This is a genomic window from Methanoculleus horonobensis, assembly GCF_001602375.1.
GTDB lineage: Archaea > Halobacteriota > Methanomicrobia > Methanomicrobiales > Methanoculleaceae > Methanoculleus > Methanoculleus horonobensis.
Window position 1 is genome coordinate 58360 of sequence record NZ_BCNY01000004.1, and the last position, 13783, is coordinate 72142.

At 64.4% G+C, this 13783-nt stretch carries 12 protein-coding genes; 8 read left to right on the forward strand and 4 right to left on the reverse strand.

Annotated elements, in window-relative coordinates:
- Positions 1 to 223: 223 nt before the first annotated feature.
- Positions 224 to 1483, forward strand: coding sequence for a glycosyltransferase (locus MCUHO_RS00360; RefSeq protein WP_067072179.1), 1260 nt, complete (start codon positions 224 to 226; stop codon positions 1481 to 1483).
- 606 nt (positions 1484 to 2089) lie between these two features.
- On the opposite strand, the gene MCUHO_RS00365 is transcribed toward MCUHO_RS00360, so the two are convergent.
- Positions 2090 to 3673 carry a DEAD/DEAH box helicase gene (locus MCUHO_RS00365; protein ID WP_067072181.1) on the reverse strand — a complete coding sequence of 528 codons (1584 nt, stop codon included), beginning with the start codon at positions 3671 to 3673 and terminating at the stop codon, positions 2090 to 2092.
- 96 nt (positions 3674 to 3769) lie between these two features.
- Between MCUHO_RS00365 and MCUHO_RS00370 the strand changes: the two genes are divergently transcribed.
- Positions 3770 to 4492: a uracil-DNA glycosylase family protein gene (locus MCUHO_RS00370; protein WP_067072182.1), complete on the forward strand. Its 723-nt coding sequence runs from the start codon at positions 3770 to 3772 to the stop codon at positions 4490 to 4492.
- Positions 4493 to 4497: 5 nt separating this feature from the next.
- On the opposite strand, the gene MCUHO_RS00375 is transcribed toward MCUHO_RS00370, so the two are convergent.
- From MCUHO_RS00375 to MCUHO_RS00385, 3 genes are all read right to left on the reverse strand, one after another.
- The gene (locus tag MCUHO_RS00375) at positions 4498 to 5184 is read right to left on the reverse strand and encodes an Hsp20/alpha crystallin family protein (protein WP_067072185.1); all 687 of its coding nucleotides are present in this window, start codon (positions 5182 to 5184) and stop codon (positions 4498 to 4500) included.
- A 117-nt stretch (positions 5185 to 5301) separates the two neighbouring features.
- Positions 5302 to 5856, reverse strand: coding sequence for a GNAT family N-acetyltransferase (locus MCUHO_RS00380; RefSeq protein WP_067072187.1), 555 nt, complete (start codon positions 5854 to 5856; stop codon positions 5302 to 5304).
- Between the two features lie 78 nt (positions 5857 to 5934).
- Entirely contained in the window at positions 5935 to 6735 is an 801-nt protein-coding gene (locus MCUHO_RS00385) for a winged helix-turn-helix transcriptional regulator (protein WP_084385834.1), read from the reverse strand.
- A 138-nt stretch (positions 6736 to 6873) separates the two neighbouring features.
- Between MCUHO_RS00385 and MCUHO_RS00390 the strand changes: the two genes are divergently transcribed.
- From MCUHO_RS00390 to MCUHO_RS00415, 6 genes are all read left to right on the forward strand, one after another.
- Positions 6874 to 8448, forward strand: coding sequence for a PQQ-binding-like beta-propeller repeat protein (locus MCUHO_RS00390; protein ID WP_067072191.1), 1575 nt, complete (start codon positions 6874 to 6876; stop codon positions 8446 to 8448).
- A 14-nt stretch (positions 8449 to 8462) separates the two neighbouring features.
- On the forward strand, positions 8463 to 9170 hold the full coding sequence (locus MCUHO_RS00395) for a hypothetical protein (RefSeq protein WP_153019966.1): 708 nt from the start codon (positions 8463 to 8465) through the stop codon (positions 9168 to 9170).
- Positions 9171 to 9207: 37 nt separating this feature from the next.
- Entirely contained in the window at positions 9208 to 9960 is a 753-nt protein-coding gene (locus MCUHO_RS00400; RefSeq protein WP_067072195.1) for a peptidase associated/transthyretin-like domain-containing protein, read from the forward strand.
- Between the two features lie 249 nt (positions 9961 to 10209).
- Complete coding sequence (locus tag MCUHO_RS00405; RefSeq protein WP_067072197.1) at positions 10210 to 11826, forward strand: hypothetical protein; 1617 nt, start codon at positions 10210 to 10212, stop codon at positions 11824 to 11826.
- Positions 11823 to 12365 (forward strand): hypothetical protein, encoded by a 543-nt coding sequence (locus tag MCUHO_RS00410; protein ID WP_067072200.1) that lies wholly within the window; start codon positions 11823 to 11825, stop codon positions 12363 to 12365. The genes MCUHO_RS00405 and MCUHO_RS00410 overlap by 4 nt, the downstream gene beginning before the upstream one ends.
- Positions 12362 to 13456 (forward strand): outer membrane lipoprotein-sorting protein, encoded by a 1095-nt coding sequence (locus MCUHO_RS00415; protein WP_067072202.1) that lies wholly within the window; start codon positions 12362 to 12364, stop codon positions 13454 to 13456. The genes MCUHO_RS00410 and MCUHO_RS00415 overlap by 4 nt, the downstream gene beginning before the upstream one ends.
- The last annotated feature ends 327 nt before the right edge of the window (positions 13457 to 13783 follow it).

The following is a 13783-nucleotide window of genomic DNA, read 5'->3' on the forward strand; positions in this document are numbered from 1 at the left end:
CCGCATCGTCCCGGGGCTCCGAATTTTTTCACCTTATTAACCCTTTTTGTCCCGGGCATCGTTGGTCTGCATCGCCGGAATCGATATACTATGGACAAAATCGACGTCGCGAGCAAATTCCGGCGGCAAACGGGCCATTTTTATAAGCATATATTTATTAATTGGTGCTCATAGATGCTGTGTGCAGTAAGTCTCAAAACTGTATTTGAGGGGGAGATTTGCGATGGCCTATATGGACGGAATAACCTGCATCTGCGAAAACGGCCGGACGCTCGAGGACCACCGGCCCATCGTCGGCGACGAAGTCATCTCCGGGATCTACCGCAAGGCGGCGGTTCTCCAGGGAAGACGGATCCTTCACGTGAACTCGACCTACCAGAGCGGCGGCGTGGCGGAGATGATCCTCTCGCTCGTTCCGCTCATGAACGACGTCGGGATCAGGACGCAGTGGAATATCCTGACCGGCGAGGGTGACTTCTTCACCATCACCAAGAACTTCCATAACGCGCTCCAGGGACAGGCGATATCGTTCTCGGACGATGAGAAGCAGCTCTACCTCAAAACGAACGAGGGCTTCTCCGGGCAGATGAAGATTGACCACGACCTTGTGGTCATCCACGACCCGCAGCCCCTGCCCCTGATCCGGTTCTACGAGAAGACCCAGCCCTGGGTCTGGCGGTGCCACGTCGATCTCTCGAACCCTGATGCGAACCTCTGGGAGTTCCTCAAGGACTTTGTCCTTGACTACGACCGGATGGTCATCTCGCACGAGGAGTACCGGCGCCGCGGGATGCCGATGGAGCAGTGGATCTGCCGCCCGGCGATCGACCCCCTCTCGGAGAAGAACCGCGATCTCACTGACGCGGAGATCGCAGGGCTTCTTGAGAAGTACGGCGTGCCGATAGACAAGCCGCTGATCACCCAGATCTCGCGGTTCGATAAGTGGAAGGACCCCGAGGGCGTCGTCGACGTCTTTGCCCGGGTACGCGAACACGTCGACTGCAGGCTGGTGCTCTGCGGGAGCATGGCTCCGGACGACCCCGAAGGCTGGGCGATCTACCGTAGCGTCGAGGAGAAGGCGCGGGAGTTCATCGAGGCCGGCGACGTCATCCTGATCACCGCCGAAGACCACCTGCTGGTCAACGCCCTGCAGCGAGTCTCGTGCGTCATCCTCCAGAAGTCGCTCCGCGAAGGGTTCGGTCTGACCGTCACCGAAGGACTCTGGAAAGGGCGTCCGGTCATCGCGTCCCGGGTCGGGGGCATATCGCTCCAGATCGAGGACGGGGAGACCGGTTTCCTCCTCGACCCGACTGATACCGAGGGATTTGCCTGGAGGATCCGGCAGGTTCTCGAGAATCCTGATCTCGGAGAGCGGCTCGGCCGGGCAGGCAAAGAGCACGTCCGGCAGAACTTCCTGATCACCCGTCTTCTCTCCGACTATCTGGACATGCTGAGCGCGGAGCTCGGCGTTCAGAATACATAAAAAAAGGCATACAATCCCGATACACGTACTGCGGGCGGGGCCGTTAAAGCGGTCTCACGGCCGCGCCCATCCGGCAGATTCGTCTGGACTTATTTCGGGGATCCGGTTTTTTTTCCGGAGGGAGGCGCTTTCGGGTCGGGTTGCCCCGTCGCGCCCCCCTATGCAGGGCAGGTGGCAGAGATGGCCGGCCGAACCCGGGCAGGAGTTTGCAGCACCCTATCCTTTACATATGCTATTTGCGGGTCTTAGGGCAGATAATCCTCGATTTTTTCGATGGCGATGAGACTCCGGAAGACAAGAGATTGTACGTACCTGTTGACGCCACCACCCCCAGACGGTGTAGAATACGTGTCAGTCTATATAATCATTTCTCCGGACGGGACCGGTGCCGCAACCCCGGTGAATCCCGCCGCACCTCCGGGTTCCCATGCGGTGATCCCGCCGGTTCATACCGGACGGTGCTCCTGATTCGGGGAAAGCGTCCCGGGTCAACGACTGTTCTGCTCTGCCGCCCTTCCGGTGCGTCTCAAGCATCCCGGTGAGCTGCGCCGGCCCGGCAAAAAGGTTTGTGGAGGCCGGCTCCGCACGCCGCCGGCCTGTATGCCCTTACCGCCCGCCAGCCGCCTCGACGATCTCGATCGGTCGGGTCAACCTGGCCCGTGCGATGGTCTTTCCTTTCATCCCCTCGATGATCTGTTCGGCGGCTTCGATGGGCACGTCGACGGTGGAGTAGGTGTCGTAGATGTTGATCGCGCCGATGGCGCTGCCGGAGATCCCGGTCTCCCCCGCGAGCGCTCCGACGATATCCTTCGGCCTGATCTGGTGTTCCCTTCCAACCGGGATCCTGAGAAGAGCCTGCCCCCGGGTCGGTCTGATATCCTGTGGCTGGCCCTGGGCGGTCCCGCCGATTTCCAGTTTCAGGAGGGCGGCGGCGACCTCGAGCGAGGTGTAGTCCTCGGTGATGATCCGCTCGATGAGATTCACGTACTTGTCGAGATCACCCGCCTCGATGGTCTGTTGCACCCGCTCGATGAGTTTACGCGTCCGGCTCTCTTCGACGTCCCCCTGTGTCGGGAGCGGGATCCGGGCGATGTTGATCTTCGTGTAGTTCTGAATCGTCCGGAGTTTGAAGTACTCTTTTTGGCCCACGAACGTGACGGCCCGGCCGGCGCGCCCGGCCCGCGCCGTCCTGCCGATGCGGTGGATGTAGTAATCGATGTCCTGCGGGACGTCGTAGTTGATGACCAGGTCGACGTCCTCGACGTCGATGCCCCGTGCGGCGACGTCTGTCGCGACCAGGACGTCGATGCTCCCGCCGCGGAACTTTGCCATCACCCGGTCGCGCAACGTCTGCTTCATGTCTCCGTGGAGCCCCTCGGCGAAGTGGCCGCGGGCCTGGAGGTGCGTGGTCAGGTCGTCGACACCCCTCTTGGTGTTCGAGAAGATCAGGGTCAGATCGGGGTCGTACATGTCGAGCAGCCGGGTGAGGACCTCAAGTTTGTCGCGGTTGCGCACCTCAAGGTAGAGCTGCTCGATCTGCGGGACGGTCACTTCCCGGCGCGCGACCGAGATGAACTCGGGGTTCTTCTGGAACTTCTTCGAGATCTCCAGGATGGGTCGGGGGAGGGTGGCCGAGAAGAGGATCGTCTGGCGGTCACGCGGGGTCTCGTCGAGGATCTTCTCGATGTCTTCACGAAAGCCCATGTCCAGCATCTGGTCGGCCTCATCGAGGACGACGAGTTTCACCGCGCCAAACGAGAGCGTCCCGCGGTCGAGGTGGTCGAGCACCCGGCCGGGTGTCCCGACGACGATCTGGACGCCGCGTTCCAGCGCCCGGAACTGCCGATCGATCGGCTGGCCGCCGTAGATCGGGAGGATGTTGATGCCCCGGTGATGTTTCGCGAGGTGGGAAAACTCTTCGGCGGTCTGGATGGCGAGTTCCCGGGTGGGGGAGAGGACGAGCACCTGCGTCTTCCGGCTGTCGGGGTCGACACGCTCGATCGCCGGGACGCCGAACGCCGCCGTCTTTCCTGTTCCGGTCTGTGCCTGGCCGGTCACGTCGCGTCCGTCGAGTATCGCCGGTATGGTGCTGGTCTGGATGGGCGTGGGCTCCTCAAAGCCCATATCTTCTATTGCGCGGAGTGTCTTTGGCGAGATATTGAGTTCCTGGAAGGTAATATTCTTCTCCATTCTTCCACTTCTTGGTTCTGAGACCTCTTTATATGTCGCATCCCATGCCGGGTTTTGCCCGTGAAACATATCCGTCACCGCGGCAAACCTGCACTGATGGATCCCCGACATTCTCCGGCGGCGATGCGGGAAGCCTACCGCCTCTACGCCGCCGCCCGCCCTGATTTAGGCGGCATTCTCCTGCCCGGGCTCCTGCCCCACGACGCCTGCGATGCCGCATCCCGGAGATCCGGCCGCGTGAAGGTGCTCTTCGTCGCGGAGTCTCCGCCCTGGGCCGCCGGGCGGCACGAGATCGCGGAACCGGCCGATTGCCGGAGCCCCGGCTACCCCTACTTCTGGAACGATCGCTACGACGCGCCGTGCCGTCCCGGCGCCGCGCCCCTCTCCCGTGGGCTCGCGGAGAACCTGTTTCGTCTGCTCGGGCTCGACGGCAGCTCGCGCCGGGAGAACCTCGATCTCTTCACTGAGAGGGGTCTCTTCCTCGTCGATACGGTCAGGTGCGTCTTTCGGAAGAACCGTAAGCCTGCCATCCCGGCAGATCTGGTCAGGATGAGCGCCCAAAAGACGCTCGCCCCGGAACTTGCCGCCCTCGCCCCGGAGTACGTCGTCGCCCTCGGGAATACGGCGCTCACCGGCCTTCGGTGTATCGAGCCCTACGCGAGCGCTCTCTGTGGTGCCGGGACGATCACCGGGCTATCCCGGGAGGCGATCTTCGAGGAGAGCCGGCTCCTCTGTCTTCCCTACCCGGGCGGGCGCAACCGGCGGTACCTGGATGCCATCGAGTCGGGGTTCGATATCCTCCGGAACCTTTCGAGGTGACCGGCTTACTCCTCGAGTTTCCTCTTCCCCTCTTTGTAGAGCTGCTCCTTCTGCTCGCGGAGCTTCGCGGCCGTCTCCTGCTCTTCGGGACTCCCCCGCTCCTCGAGTTCGATCCCCTCCGCCGCTCCCATCACGTCCCGTGAGCTCGGGTACCCGGATGGTTCTATCTTCTCCCGCGCCTCCCGGTATCCTTCCTCCACCTGCTTCCTGTGCTGCTCGGCGGCCTGGCCGGCCTCTTCGGTCAGCGAGATCTCTTTTCCGCGAGTCTCGGGAACCTTCTTCAGCCGCACCTCGAGGACGCCGTTCTTGAACGTGGCGGTCGCCCCCTCGTCGCGGACCTCGGTCGGGAGGGAGACCGTCCGGGAGATCGCGCCGAACCTCCGTTCCCGCACGTGATATCCGGCCTGTCTTTCCTCCTTCGCCTCCTCTCTTCTGGCGGTGACCCTGAGCGTCCTCGCATCAAGGAGCCGGACGGATATCCCCTCCCTCTCGACGCCGGGGAGGTCGGCAACGACCACGACGTCGTCCTCGTGCTCGACGACGTCGACAACCGTCCCGGCTCCCCCGAGCGTGGGCACCTGCTGTGCGGCTCCCGAGAGCCGCTCCATCACCTCGGAGAACTGCTTCTGCATATCCCCTATCATCTGGTCGAATTCGCTCCAGATCTCGCGTGACGGTCTTCTCCATGCCATGATTCCCACATCCTGCCGCAATCTTCTGTTGATCTCGGCAGGCTCACAGGGCGCGAACACTTCATATAGGTTCCTGTGCGGGCAGGGCACCTCCACTCCGGCGTCCTCCCCCCCCCTTCAGGCCGGATCGCCGTCCCTCTCCAGCACGTAGGCGATGGTTCCCTCCTCGAACCCCTCGCCTCCGGGAGTCCCCCCGGCACAGGTGAACCCGTTCTTCTCGAGCACCCGGACGGATGGGACGAGGTCCGGGTAGGTCGTCGCCACGATCCGCCGGACGCCGGGAAGGGAGAATGCGGTCGCGATGATGTGGCGCACCGCCTCGGTCGCATAGCCGCGGCGCTGGAACTCTTCGAGCACTGAGTAGCCGATGAAGACTGTATCGGGAACGGGTGCCGAGGCCAGTCCGCCGCTGCCGACGAGAACCCGGCCGCCCTCGGCGGGGTCGTCCCGCACCCAGTACCAGGTTATGAAGCAGGGGTCGGTGTTCTCTGCCGTTATCCGGATGAACTCGGCGAGCGTTTCACCGTCGAGCAGCGGCGGCGGCCACGATCCCGGGACGGCGGCGGAGAGGAGGCGGGCGAGTTCCTGGAGGTCGTCCCGGTCGGCCTCGAGGATTCCGAGCGTGGCGGGGATCAGGTCGAGGTGTTCGGTGCGGATGCGGTGGGAGTTCATCGGTGTCACTGCCATGAATGTGTTTTTACTAAAGATAAGGTGGCAGCATACGCGGAAGAAAACAGTTCTCTCCGTCCCTTACCCCTCGATCCCGGCGCCCGCCCCCTCACTCCCGGTGCCCCGGCAATCCCCGGACGTCGCCGCCCCGCCCCCCGTCCGCTCCCCGACAAACGCCGCCGCCTCTCCCGAGAGGGTATACCGGACGTCTCCTCTCTCCTTCTCCCGGAGCACGACGCCGTCGCCCTTCAGCCTTCGCAGGTGCCACGAGATCGACGAGGCGGTGATCCCGAGCCGTTCGGCAAGTTCCGGCCGCGACGCTCCGGGGCTCTCCAGCAGCGTGAAGAGGATCTCCCGGGTGTTCGGGTTCTTGAGGTGGATGAGCACCTTCTCTTCGAGAGCCGAATACTTCTGCCGGTTCTCGAAGTATCCCGTCTGCCCCCCGACGGCGGCGGTGGCGATCATCCCGAACTCCTGCAGTTTCCCGAGGTGGTACCGCAGGGTTCCCCGGTTTATCCCGAGGTCTTCGGCGAGAGTCCCGAGGCGGATGCCCGGGTGAGCGCGGATGTGGTCGTAGATCGCCGTCCGGGTCTCGTGTTCGAGCGCGGCGCGTTTTGCAATCCGGCGGTAGCCGAAGAAGAGCCAGACGTTCAGGAGAACGAGGACGTTCGCGACGACCAGGAGTTCGGGGGATGTCCCGATGAGCATACCGATTATCAGGACCTGGGGCGGAACCTGCCACCACTCGATGGGCGTCAGATCCTGTGGCGGGCCGTCGGGTACGTAGTTGCCGGCAGGGCTGACCGTGTACCCGGCGGCTGCAGAGGCGGGGAGAGCGGCCATGAGAACGATCAGGAGTAGAATAGCCGCCCGGCGTCGCATGCTTCAGAGATTGGGGTAAGGAACCATTATGTTTGTGCTTTTTCGGCGACCCTCATTGCCGGGTTTCAGAGAAACCGGGGCTTGTGAATAGACGGCCTGCACAGAAACCGTATATATTCCCGCGTCCCAGAACTCACTATGATGGAGGAGCAACCCCCTGTAACGCGCCGCATCGCCGCCGTCTCGATCGGCATCGGGTTCCTTGCCGGGGCGGCCGTCCTCGGGGTGGTGGGAGCGCTCACGCGGTACTGGAGCGCCCCGTCCGCCTACAACCAGGCTCTCCTGGGGGTGGGGATCACCCAGACGTTCGTCTCGATCCTGCTGGTGCTCTTCTTCGCCGGACTCCTCCCGGCGTACATGAACGGCACCGCCTCGCGACGCACCCGGCTCCTCTCCGCCCTCCTTGCCGGTGCGGTCGCCGGAATCGCCGCCCGGACGCTCCTCTTCGCGGGCAACCCCACCTACCTCGTCCAGTCGCTCGTCGCGGCCCCGGGGCAGGTTCTCCTCCTCGTCGGCGGCGCGACGCTGGTTGCCGGGCTCGGGGGGCTGGTCGCGTCGTTCCTCGACCCGGAGCGGCCGTACCGCGACCTTCTCCCGCTCGCGGCGGTCGCCGTCGCGTTCATCGCTGTCCTGCCGCTCCTCGCGACGGCCGGTATCGCCGTGGGCGTCATCCCTCCGGCACCCTACTCGGGCGGCGAGCCCGCGCCGGAGACCGATATTCTGGTCGTCAAGGTCTCCGCCACAGGCGATATCAAGTGGGAGGCGCGGGTTGATATCGACGCCTACGACCGGCCCGACGTCCTCGCTGAACTCCCGGGCGGCTACGCTCTCGCGGTCACGGATTACGGCCGGGGGGGGAGCACGGCGCATATCCTCACCTACACTAAAGACGGGGACGCCCTCGGCCGGGTGATCGCCGAAGCCGGATATGGGCGCGTGACCGCGCTCGTCCCGGCGCCCGGCGGCGGGTTCCTGGTAGCCACGGAGACCCCCGGGATTGTCCGCGTCGGTGCCGGGGGCGAGGCGGTCTGGGAGCGATCGTTCGTCGAAGACGATCAGGGGATGGTGCCCGTCTCCCTCCTCGCTCAGGACGGTCGCTACGTCGCGGCGTGGGAGGATAAGGTCGCCTGCTTCAGCGAGAACGGCACCCGGCTCTGGCAGACCTCGCTCGATTCCGCGGGCGGTATCGAGTACCACCCGATCTACCCGGCCCCTGAGGGCGGCGTTCTCGTCGTTGCAGAGGGGCAGCACGTCTTCTCCGGGGATCACTTCGAGACTTACCTGGAGGCCGTCCGCCTGGACGGGAACGGTACCGTCCTCTGGAAGCGGGACTTCGGAAGCGACGGGCTCGACGAACTCCTGGGTGTCCGGGAGACGGCGCCGGGACGGTTCGCGGTTTTCTACCGGTCGACGACCTTCCCCGAGAACTTCTGGGGCGGTGTCGAACGGGCCAACCACGGCTACCTCTTTACGCTCGACGAGAACGGAGAGGTGATGGATTACAGAACCGCCGCCGAAGCCGGCGGTGCCGTGGTCGCATCGCCGAGCGGTTCCCTCTCGGCCACCGCTGCCGATGGGGGCTCCACACTCGTCGGCAGGGACGTTACGGGCAGCGAGATCTGGCGGCAGGAGCAGCCGATCGACCTCTACTCGTTCCGGGGCATCGGCACGGCGGACGGCGGCTACCTCATCGCCGGGAGCACGAACGCATGAGAGACCGGTGGCTTATGCTCGGCATCGTTATCGTGGTGGTGTTCGTCCTCTGGCGTGCCTCCTACGTCCCGCCCGGCTACGAGACGATCAAGTACGAGACCGTCCCCGTCCTCCCGGCGGAACAGCATAACCCCCCGTTCCTCGAGATCTGGGAGGCGATGGAAGAGCAGATCCCGTTCGACAACCGGACGGCGAAGTCGTCGCTGCTTGTCATGGATTTCGATGCGAACGGCTCGTTCACCTATATCCAGTTCGGTTTCTTTGCCGATATGGAGGATGAACCCTGGGTCCACTCCGCCTTTGTCCTTCAGAACGGGAGCGCCTACCTCTCGTCCCAGCGGCTCGATTACCGCCCTCCCCATGCCCACCCGCTCGGAACCCTCGCCGCTGCCGACGACATCCCGTTCGACGAGATCTCCTACGGCAAAGGGGGAACGAGTCTGAAGATCTTCTACCACGAGCAGAACCGGACCTACGACGACACCTATGGAAACATCTACGCCGTCGAGAACGGCACGCTCCGCCCGCTGAAGTTCATCTCCTTTGCCACCACGGAGGTCTGGAACACCATTGAGATCTACCCTCTTGACCCGCCGGACGAAAACCGGACGCCGACCGCCATCGACGAGGATCCCCGGGCGCTGGTCATTTTTGCCCCGCGGGAGATCGCCCTGGCGGAGAGGGTTGCATACGCGGAGACGAACGGCACAGAAAGGATATAAACCCCCCTCCCCAATCGCTCTTTCAAGGAGCCGGGCAATGAGACGAACCCTTCTGACGATCTTTAGTATTCTCGTGCTGTTTTCTGCGGCTATAGCCCCGGCGAGCGCCGGGGAGGAACCGGTCGAGACCTCGACGTTCCTCTCGGTCATCTCACCGAAGCAGTACGAGACGGTATGGAGCGATCTCGTCCCGCCCGAGGTCACGGTCACCGGCAGGGCCGAGGCCTCGAACGGGATACGGGACGTGGTGGTCGAGAGCAGCGCCGGGAGGGTCTCGTGCGGGAACGCGACCAATTTCGCCTGCACCGTCCCGGTCGCGGAGGGCAACGAGACGATCACCGTGACCCTGATCGACAACCTGGGGACGAGATCGAGTGCGGTGCTGCACGTCTACGTCAACGTCGATATCCCGCCGCCGCCCCGGATCTACGTGATCGGGACGGTGAGGGACATCGACGGCCGTCCGGTCCCGGACGCAACGGTGAGGTTCGAGTCAGTCCTCCCGCTCGCCTGGGGACCCCATCCCGTGACGACCGAAACCGGCGGCGACGGCGGCTACCTGATCGAGAACGCGTTCGGTTACACCCAGAACATATCGGTCGAGAAGGAGGGCTACCTCTCCCTGCACCGGGATGTCGTCTTTGAGAACACCACCAACCGGCTCGACCTGGAACTGGAGCCGGAGCCGCCGCAGGCCCGGACCGCGCCCGGTTTCTCCGCCGGGATGGGCATCCTTGCGCTCGCGGGAGGGCTGCTGGCCGCCCGTGCAGGGAGGGGGCGGAAGGGGTGAACCGCGCACACCTCTTCGGCGCGGCTGCTCTGGCAGTCGTTGCGGCGGGGCTTTCGGAGACGGGTTTCCCGTGGCGCCGCTACGAGGCCCGGCACAGATTCGAAGTCCGACCGTTGCTCTGCAGGGTAGATGGTCCGCACAGAAAAGATATATAGCGCCCTCCCCCACCGCTCATTAATAGGCCTTCCGTTCTGCCGGCAGACGTGCCGGACCGATGTTTGACAAAATCGGGAGGCCGGAGTTGATCCGATGAAGTATCTTCGTGTTATTCTCATCCTCTGCCTGCTCATCCTCCCGGCGGCTGCCGAAACCCCCCGGCCGGCCGAGAGCCCGGTGGAGGGCCCCGTCGACCGGCTTGAGATCGACGATGCGGTGAAGCAGGCATCGTCCCACTACGTCATGCTCGTCGGAACCGATGACGAGCAGGAAAACCTGCTCGGCTACATCGACCGCTCTCCCCGCTCCAACGAAGAGAAGAAGGCATTAAAGGAGTCCCTCCGTGAGATCTGGCGGAAGTATCCGGTGGTGCACGAGACCGAGGGTGCGGTGACCCGGATCGCGTTCGCCCCGGCGGCGGGGGAGAACCCGGTCCTGACCGACGAGGAGAACGCCGTCCTCGCTGATATCTCCCGGGCGATGGCGGAGGCATTTTCCACCCCGCCCACGGGCACGCAGGCAACCTGGTACGACCTCTCCATCTGGCTCGTCAAGACGGACGGGCAGGGGAACGAGGCCTGGAACCGGACCTACCCCGGCGGGGATAGTGCGGACGTCGCGTCAGTGCTCCAGGCGGACGACGGGGGATACCTGATCGCCGGAAACACCGGGTTCCGGGACGCCCTGCTGCTCAGGACGGACGCCGACGGCAACGAGGTCTGGAGGAAGACCTACGGCGGGCCGGACTGGGATACCGTGCGTGCCGTGGTCGCGACCGGTGATGGCAACTACGTCGTCGCCGGGAGCACCGGCTGGACGCCGGAGAAGAATACGCGGAGTGCCTGGCTCTTCAAGGTCGCGCCGGACGGCCGGGAGGTCTGGAGCCGGACGTTTCCGGGGGACGGACTCTTCACGACGGTCGATCTGACCGGTGACGGCGGGTTCATCCTTGGCGGGAATAGGAATGCCGGGACCGATGATGCATGGCTGGTCAGGGTCGACCGGGACGGGTTCGAGGAGTGGAACCGAACCATCGGCGGCAACGACTCCGGGATTATGGACAGCGTCATATCGACCCCGGTCGACGGGGGCTACCTCGCCGCGGTGAGGAACCCCTGGGAAGCGGCACGTTCCGGAACCGCCGCGCCCATCCGACTGTTCAAGACCGATCCGACGGGGGAGGTACTCTGGACGAAGACGCTTGATGAGATGGACGGCGGCACCGGCGCGGTTCTTCTCGAAGTGCCCGGCGGAGGTGCCGTCGGCTACCTCGTCGCCGGCGGGGCGTTCTGCCCCGGAAGCGATCTCCCCGGCCCCTGTCTCACCAGACTCGGCGGGACCGGGGATGTCGCCTGGGCCGTGACGCCCGAGATTCCCGGCGTCTTCCCGATCACGTCGGCGGTCGCACCGTCTCCGGGGGAGTATGCCTTCACCGGCACGGTCTACGCCGGGGGGCCGCACGATGGGTGGCTGGTGCTCGTGGACCATAGGGGTGACGTCACCGCCGCCCGTTCCTTCGGCGGCGATGCGACCGACGATATCTCGGCCCTCGCTGCGACGGCCGACGGCGGTTACGTCCTTGCCGGGACGACCCGGTCGTTCGGGGAGAACGGGTGGACGGCGCCCGTCCGCGCTCCGGGGTTCGGGGCGCTCGCGGCGACGGCCGCCTGCGGTATCGCGCTCCTGCGCCGGGGGGTGAGGCGGGGATGAAACTCGCCCCGCTCGTCGCCACGAGCGCGGTCTTCTTCTTCCTCTGGGCGGTCATGCCGGTGACGCTCGCATCCCACGGCTCCATCGGTTCCGGGAGTGTGATCATCCTGCTCTCGCTCGTCTCGCTCGCCGGGTCGGTTCAGTTCCTGCGGGCAATGCGGCACGAGTCGCCCCGGTGGTTCTGGGGCATCCCGTTCGCGGCCGTCTGCACCGCTCTTGCGCTCTGGACGGGAATCACCAGGTGGGTCGTGACGGTTCCTGATATCGGGAACCATGTATTCCTATTCCTGCTTCCTCCGGCGGCAGCATTGTTCTTCTACTCTTTCCCGGATGACTGCCGGAACGGGGTAATGATGCCGATCGCTATCTCCGCCCTTGTCAGCGTCCTGTCCCTCATCCTGGCCGCTAACGCGTTCTGCGCCTTTGTTCCCGGGACACCTGTGCCGGGTTTCATGGCGATTGCCATGGTCCTGTATACTCTTCTCCTCATGCCGCTCGTCGGACTGCTCTTCATCGTGACGGGGGCGGCCTGTAAATGAAGCATTTAGCACTCGCTCTCCTCCTCCTCGCCTGCGCCGCCGGGTGCCTCGACACCGCCGCGGACCCGCCGCCGGCGGACGAGATTGCCGCCCGGTTCATCGCGGCAGAGGAGCAGGCGACGGACTTCTCTGCCACCGTAGCGGTAGCGGCCGGTTCTGAGAACGTCACCGCGAGGCTGCTCCAGAAAGACCCTGAGAATTACCGGCTGGAGTTCCTGAAACCCACGGACCTCGCGGGGACGGTCGTCGTCTCGAACGGCACCCGGAAGTGGCGCTACGACCCGGCAACCCGGACGGCGCAGACGGTCGCGGGGCCGTATATACAGGCTGCCTTCTCCGAACCTCCCTACCCCGGCTGGGCGGAGGAAGTCCGGGGATACGCCGAAACGGTCGCGGAGTCGCTTGAGGAGCAGAACGCCTCCTACCGGGGCAGCGAATCTGTCGGCGGCCACACCGCTTATATCCTTGAGGTTGCGGGCGGATCAAAACTCTTTGAAGCGCCCACCCGCCACCGGGAGGGGGTGTACCGCTTCCGGGCATGGATCGACGCCGAAACCTGGCTCCTCCTCGGCGTGGAGATGTATGGTAAAGACGAGAATCTGATTCTCTCTGTCGAATATACCGATCCCTCGGCGAACACCGGGCTCCCGGACGACCTCTTCGTCTTCGATCCGCCGGCAGGCGTCGAGGTCCGGCCGATGCCGACGGCCGCGATCACGCCGCTCTTCCTATGGAGTGTCGACGACGCCCGGCGCTACGATGCTGACTCCCTGGTGCCGTCCTACCTCCCGAAGGGTTATGTCTTCAAAGAAGGGACGCTCCTCCCCGGCGCCTATACCACGCTCCGGTTCACGGACGGCACCGGGGAACTGGAGATCGTGGAACGGCTCTACGACCCGTACCGGGAGGAAGCGGTTCTCCCCGGGACGTCTGAGGCGGTGCTCCTCTCCGGTGGCCGGGATGCCGAATATGTCTTCACCGGCGGGAGGGATCAGCTCCGCTGGCGTTCCGGGGAATACTCCTATCTGGTCACGGGTGGGATACTCGGCAGAGATGAACTCGTGCGGGTGGCAGAATCGATAGCGATGTAGAGGCTGCGCCGGTTCCGGCATGATCCCGGGGGACGCGTCCCCGCAATTCGCGGGAGAGCGATCTCTCCGGGCGCGACCGCTACGTAGTTGAACTGTGAACTGCCGCTCCCCGAAGGGTGTGGCTTCCTGCGTCACAGAGGTGTGTAGAAGACCGGTCTACGGGGCATAAAAGACTCCTTGCGTCTTCCCTGCCCCCAAGACCGGTGACATCCTGCTCTGCCCCCCTTCGTCCTGCAAGTTACATGGGGGTGACGTAGTGGATTGAACTGAATTGATAATTGGACACCAGTTCTATCTATGGAATGAGACGTGATCTGATATTGTTAT

Bases quoted from the DNA above. Each gene is read 5' to 3' on its own strand.
- MCUHO_RS00360 (WP_067072179.1), top strand. From the start codon at position 224: ATGGCCTATATGGACGGAATAACCTGCATCTGCGAAAACGGCCGGACG.
- MCUHO_RS00365 (WP_067072181.1), bottom strand. From the start codon at position 3,673: ATGGAGAAGAATATTACCTTCCAGGAACTCAATATCTCGCCAAAGACA.
- MCUHO_RS00370 (WP_067072182.1), top strand. From the start codon at position 3,770: ATGGATCCCCGACATTCTCCGGCGGCGATGCGGGAAGCCTACCGCCTC.
- MCUHO_RS00375 (WP_067072185.1), bottom strand. From the start codon at position 5,184: ATGGCATGGAGAAGACCGTCACGCGAGATCTGGAGCGAATTCGACCAG.
- MCUHO_RS00380 (WP_067072187.1), bottom strand. From the start codon at position 5,856: ATGAACTCCCACCGCATCCGCACCGAACACCTCGACCTGATCCCCGCC.
- MCUHO_RS00385 (WP_084385834.1), bottom strand. From the start codon at position 6,735: ATGCGACGCCGGGCGGCTATTCTACTCCTGATCGTTCTCATGGCCGCT.
- MCUHO_RS00390 (WP_067072191.1), top strand. From the start codon at position 6,874: ATGATGGAGGAGCAACCCCCTGTAACGCGCCGCATCGCCGCCGTCTCG.
- MCUHO_RS00395 (WP_153019966.1), top strand. From the start codon at position 8,463: ATGCTCGGCATCGTTATCGTGGTGGTGTTCGTCCTCTGGCGTGCCTCC.
- MCUHO_RS00400 (WP_067072195.1), top strand. From the start codon at position 9,208: ATGAGACGAACCCTTCTGACGATCTTTAGTATTCTCGTGCTGTTTTCT.
- MCUHO_RS00405 (WP_067072197.1), top strand. From the start codon at position 10,210: ATGAAGTATCTTCGTGTTATTCTCATCCTCTGCCTGCTCATCCTCCCG.
- MCUHO_RS00410 (WP_067072200.1), top strand. From the start codon at position 11,823: ATGAAACTCGCCCCGCTCGTCGCCACGAGCGCGGTCTTCTTCTTCCTC.
- MCUHO_RS00415 (WP_067072202.1), top strand. From the start codon at position 12,362: ATGAAGCATTTAGCACTCGCTCTCCTCCTCCTCGCCTGCGCCGCCGGG.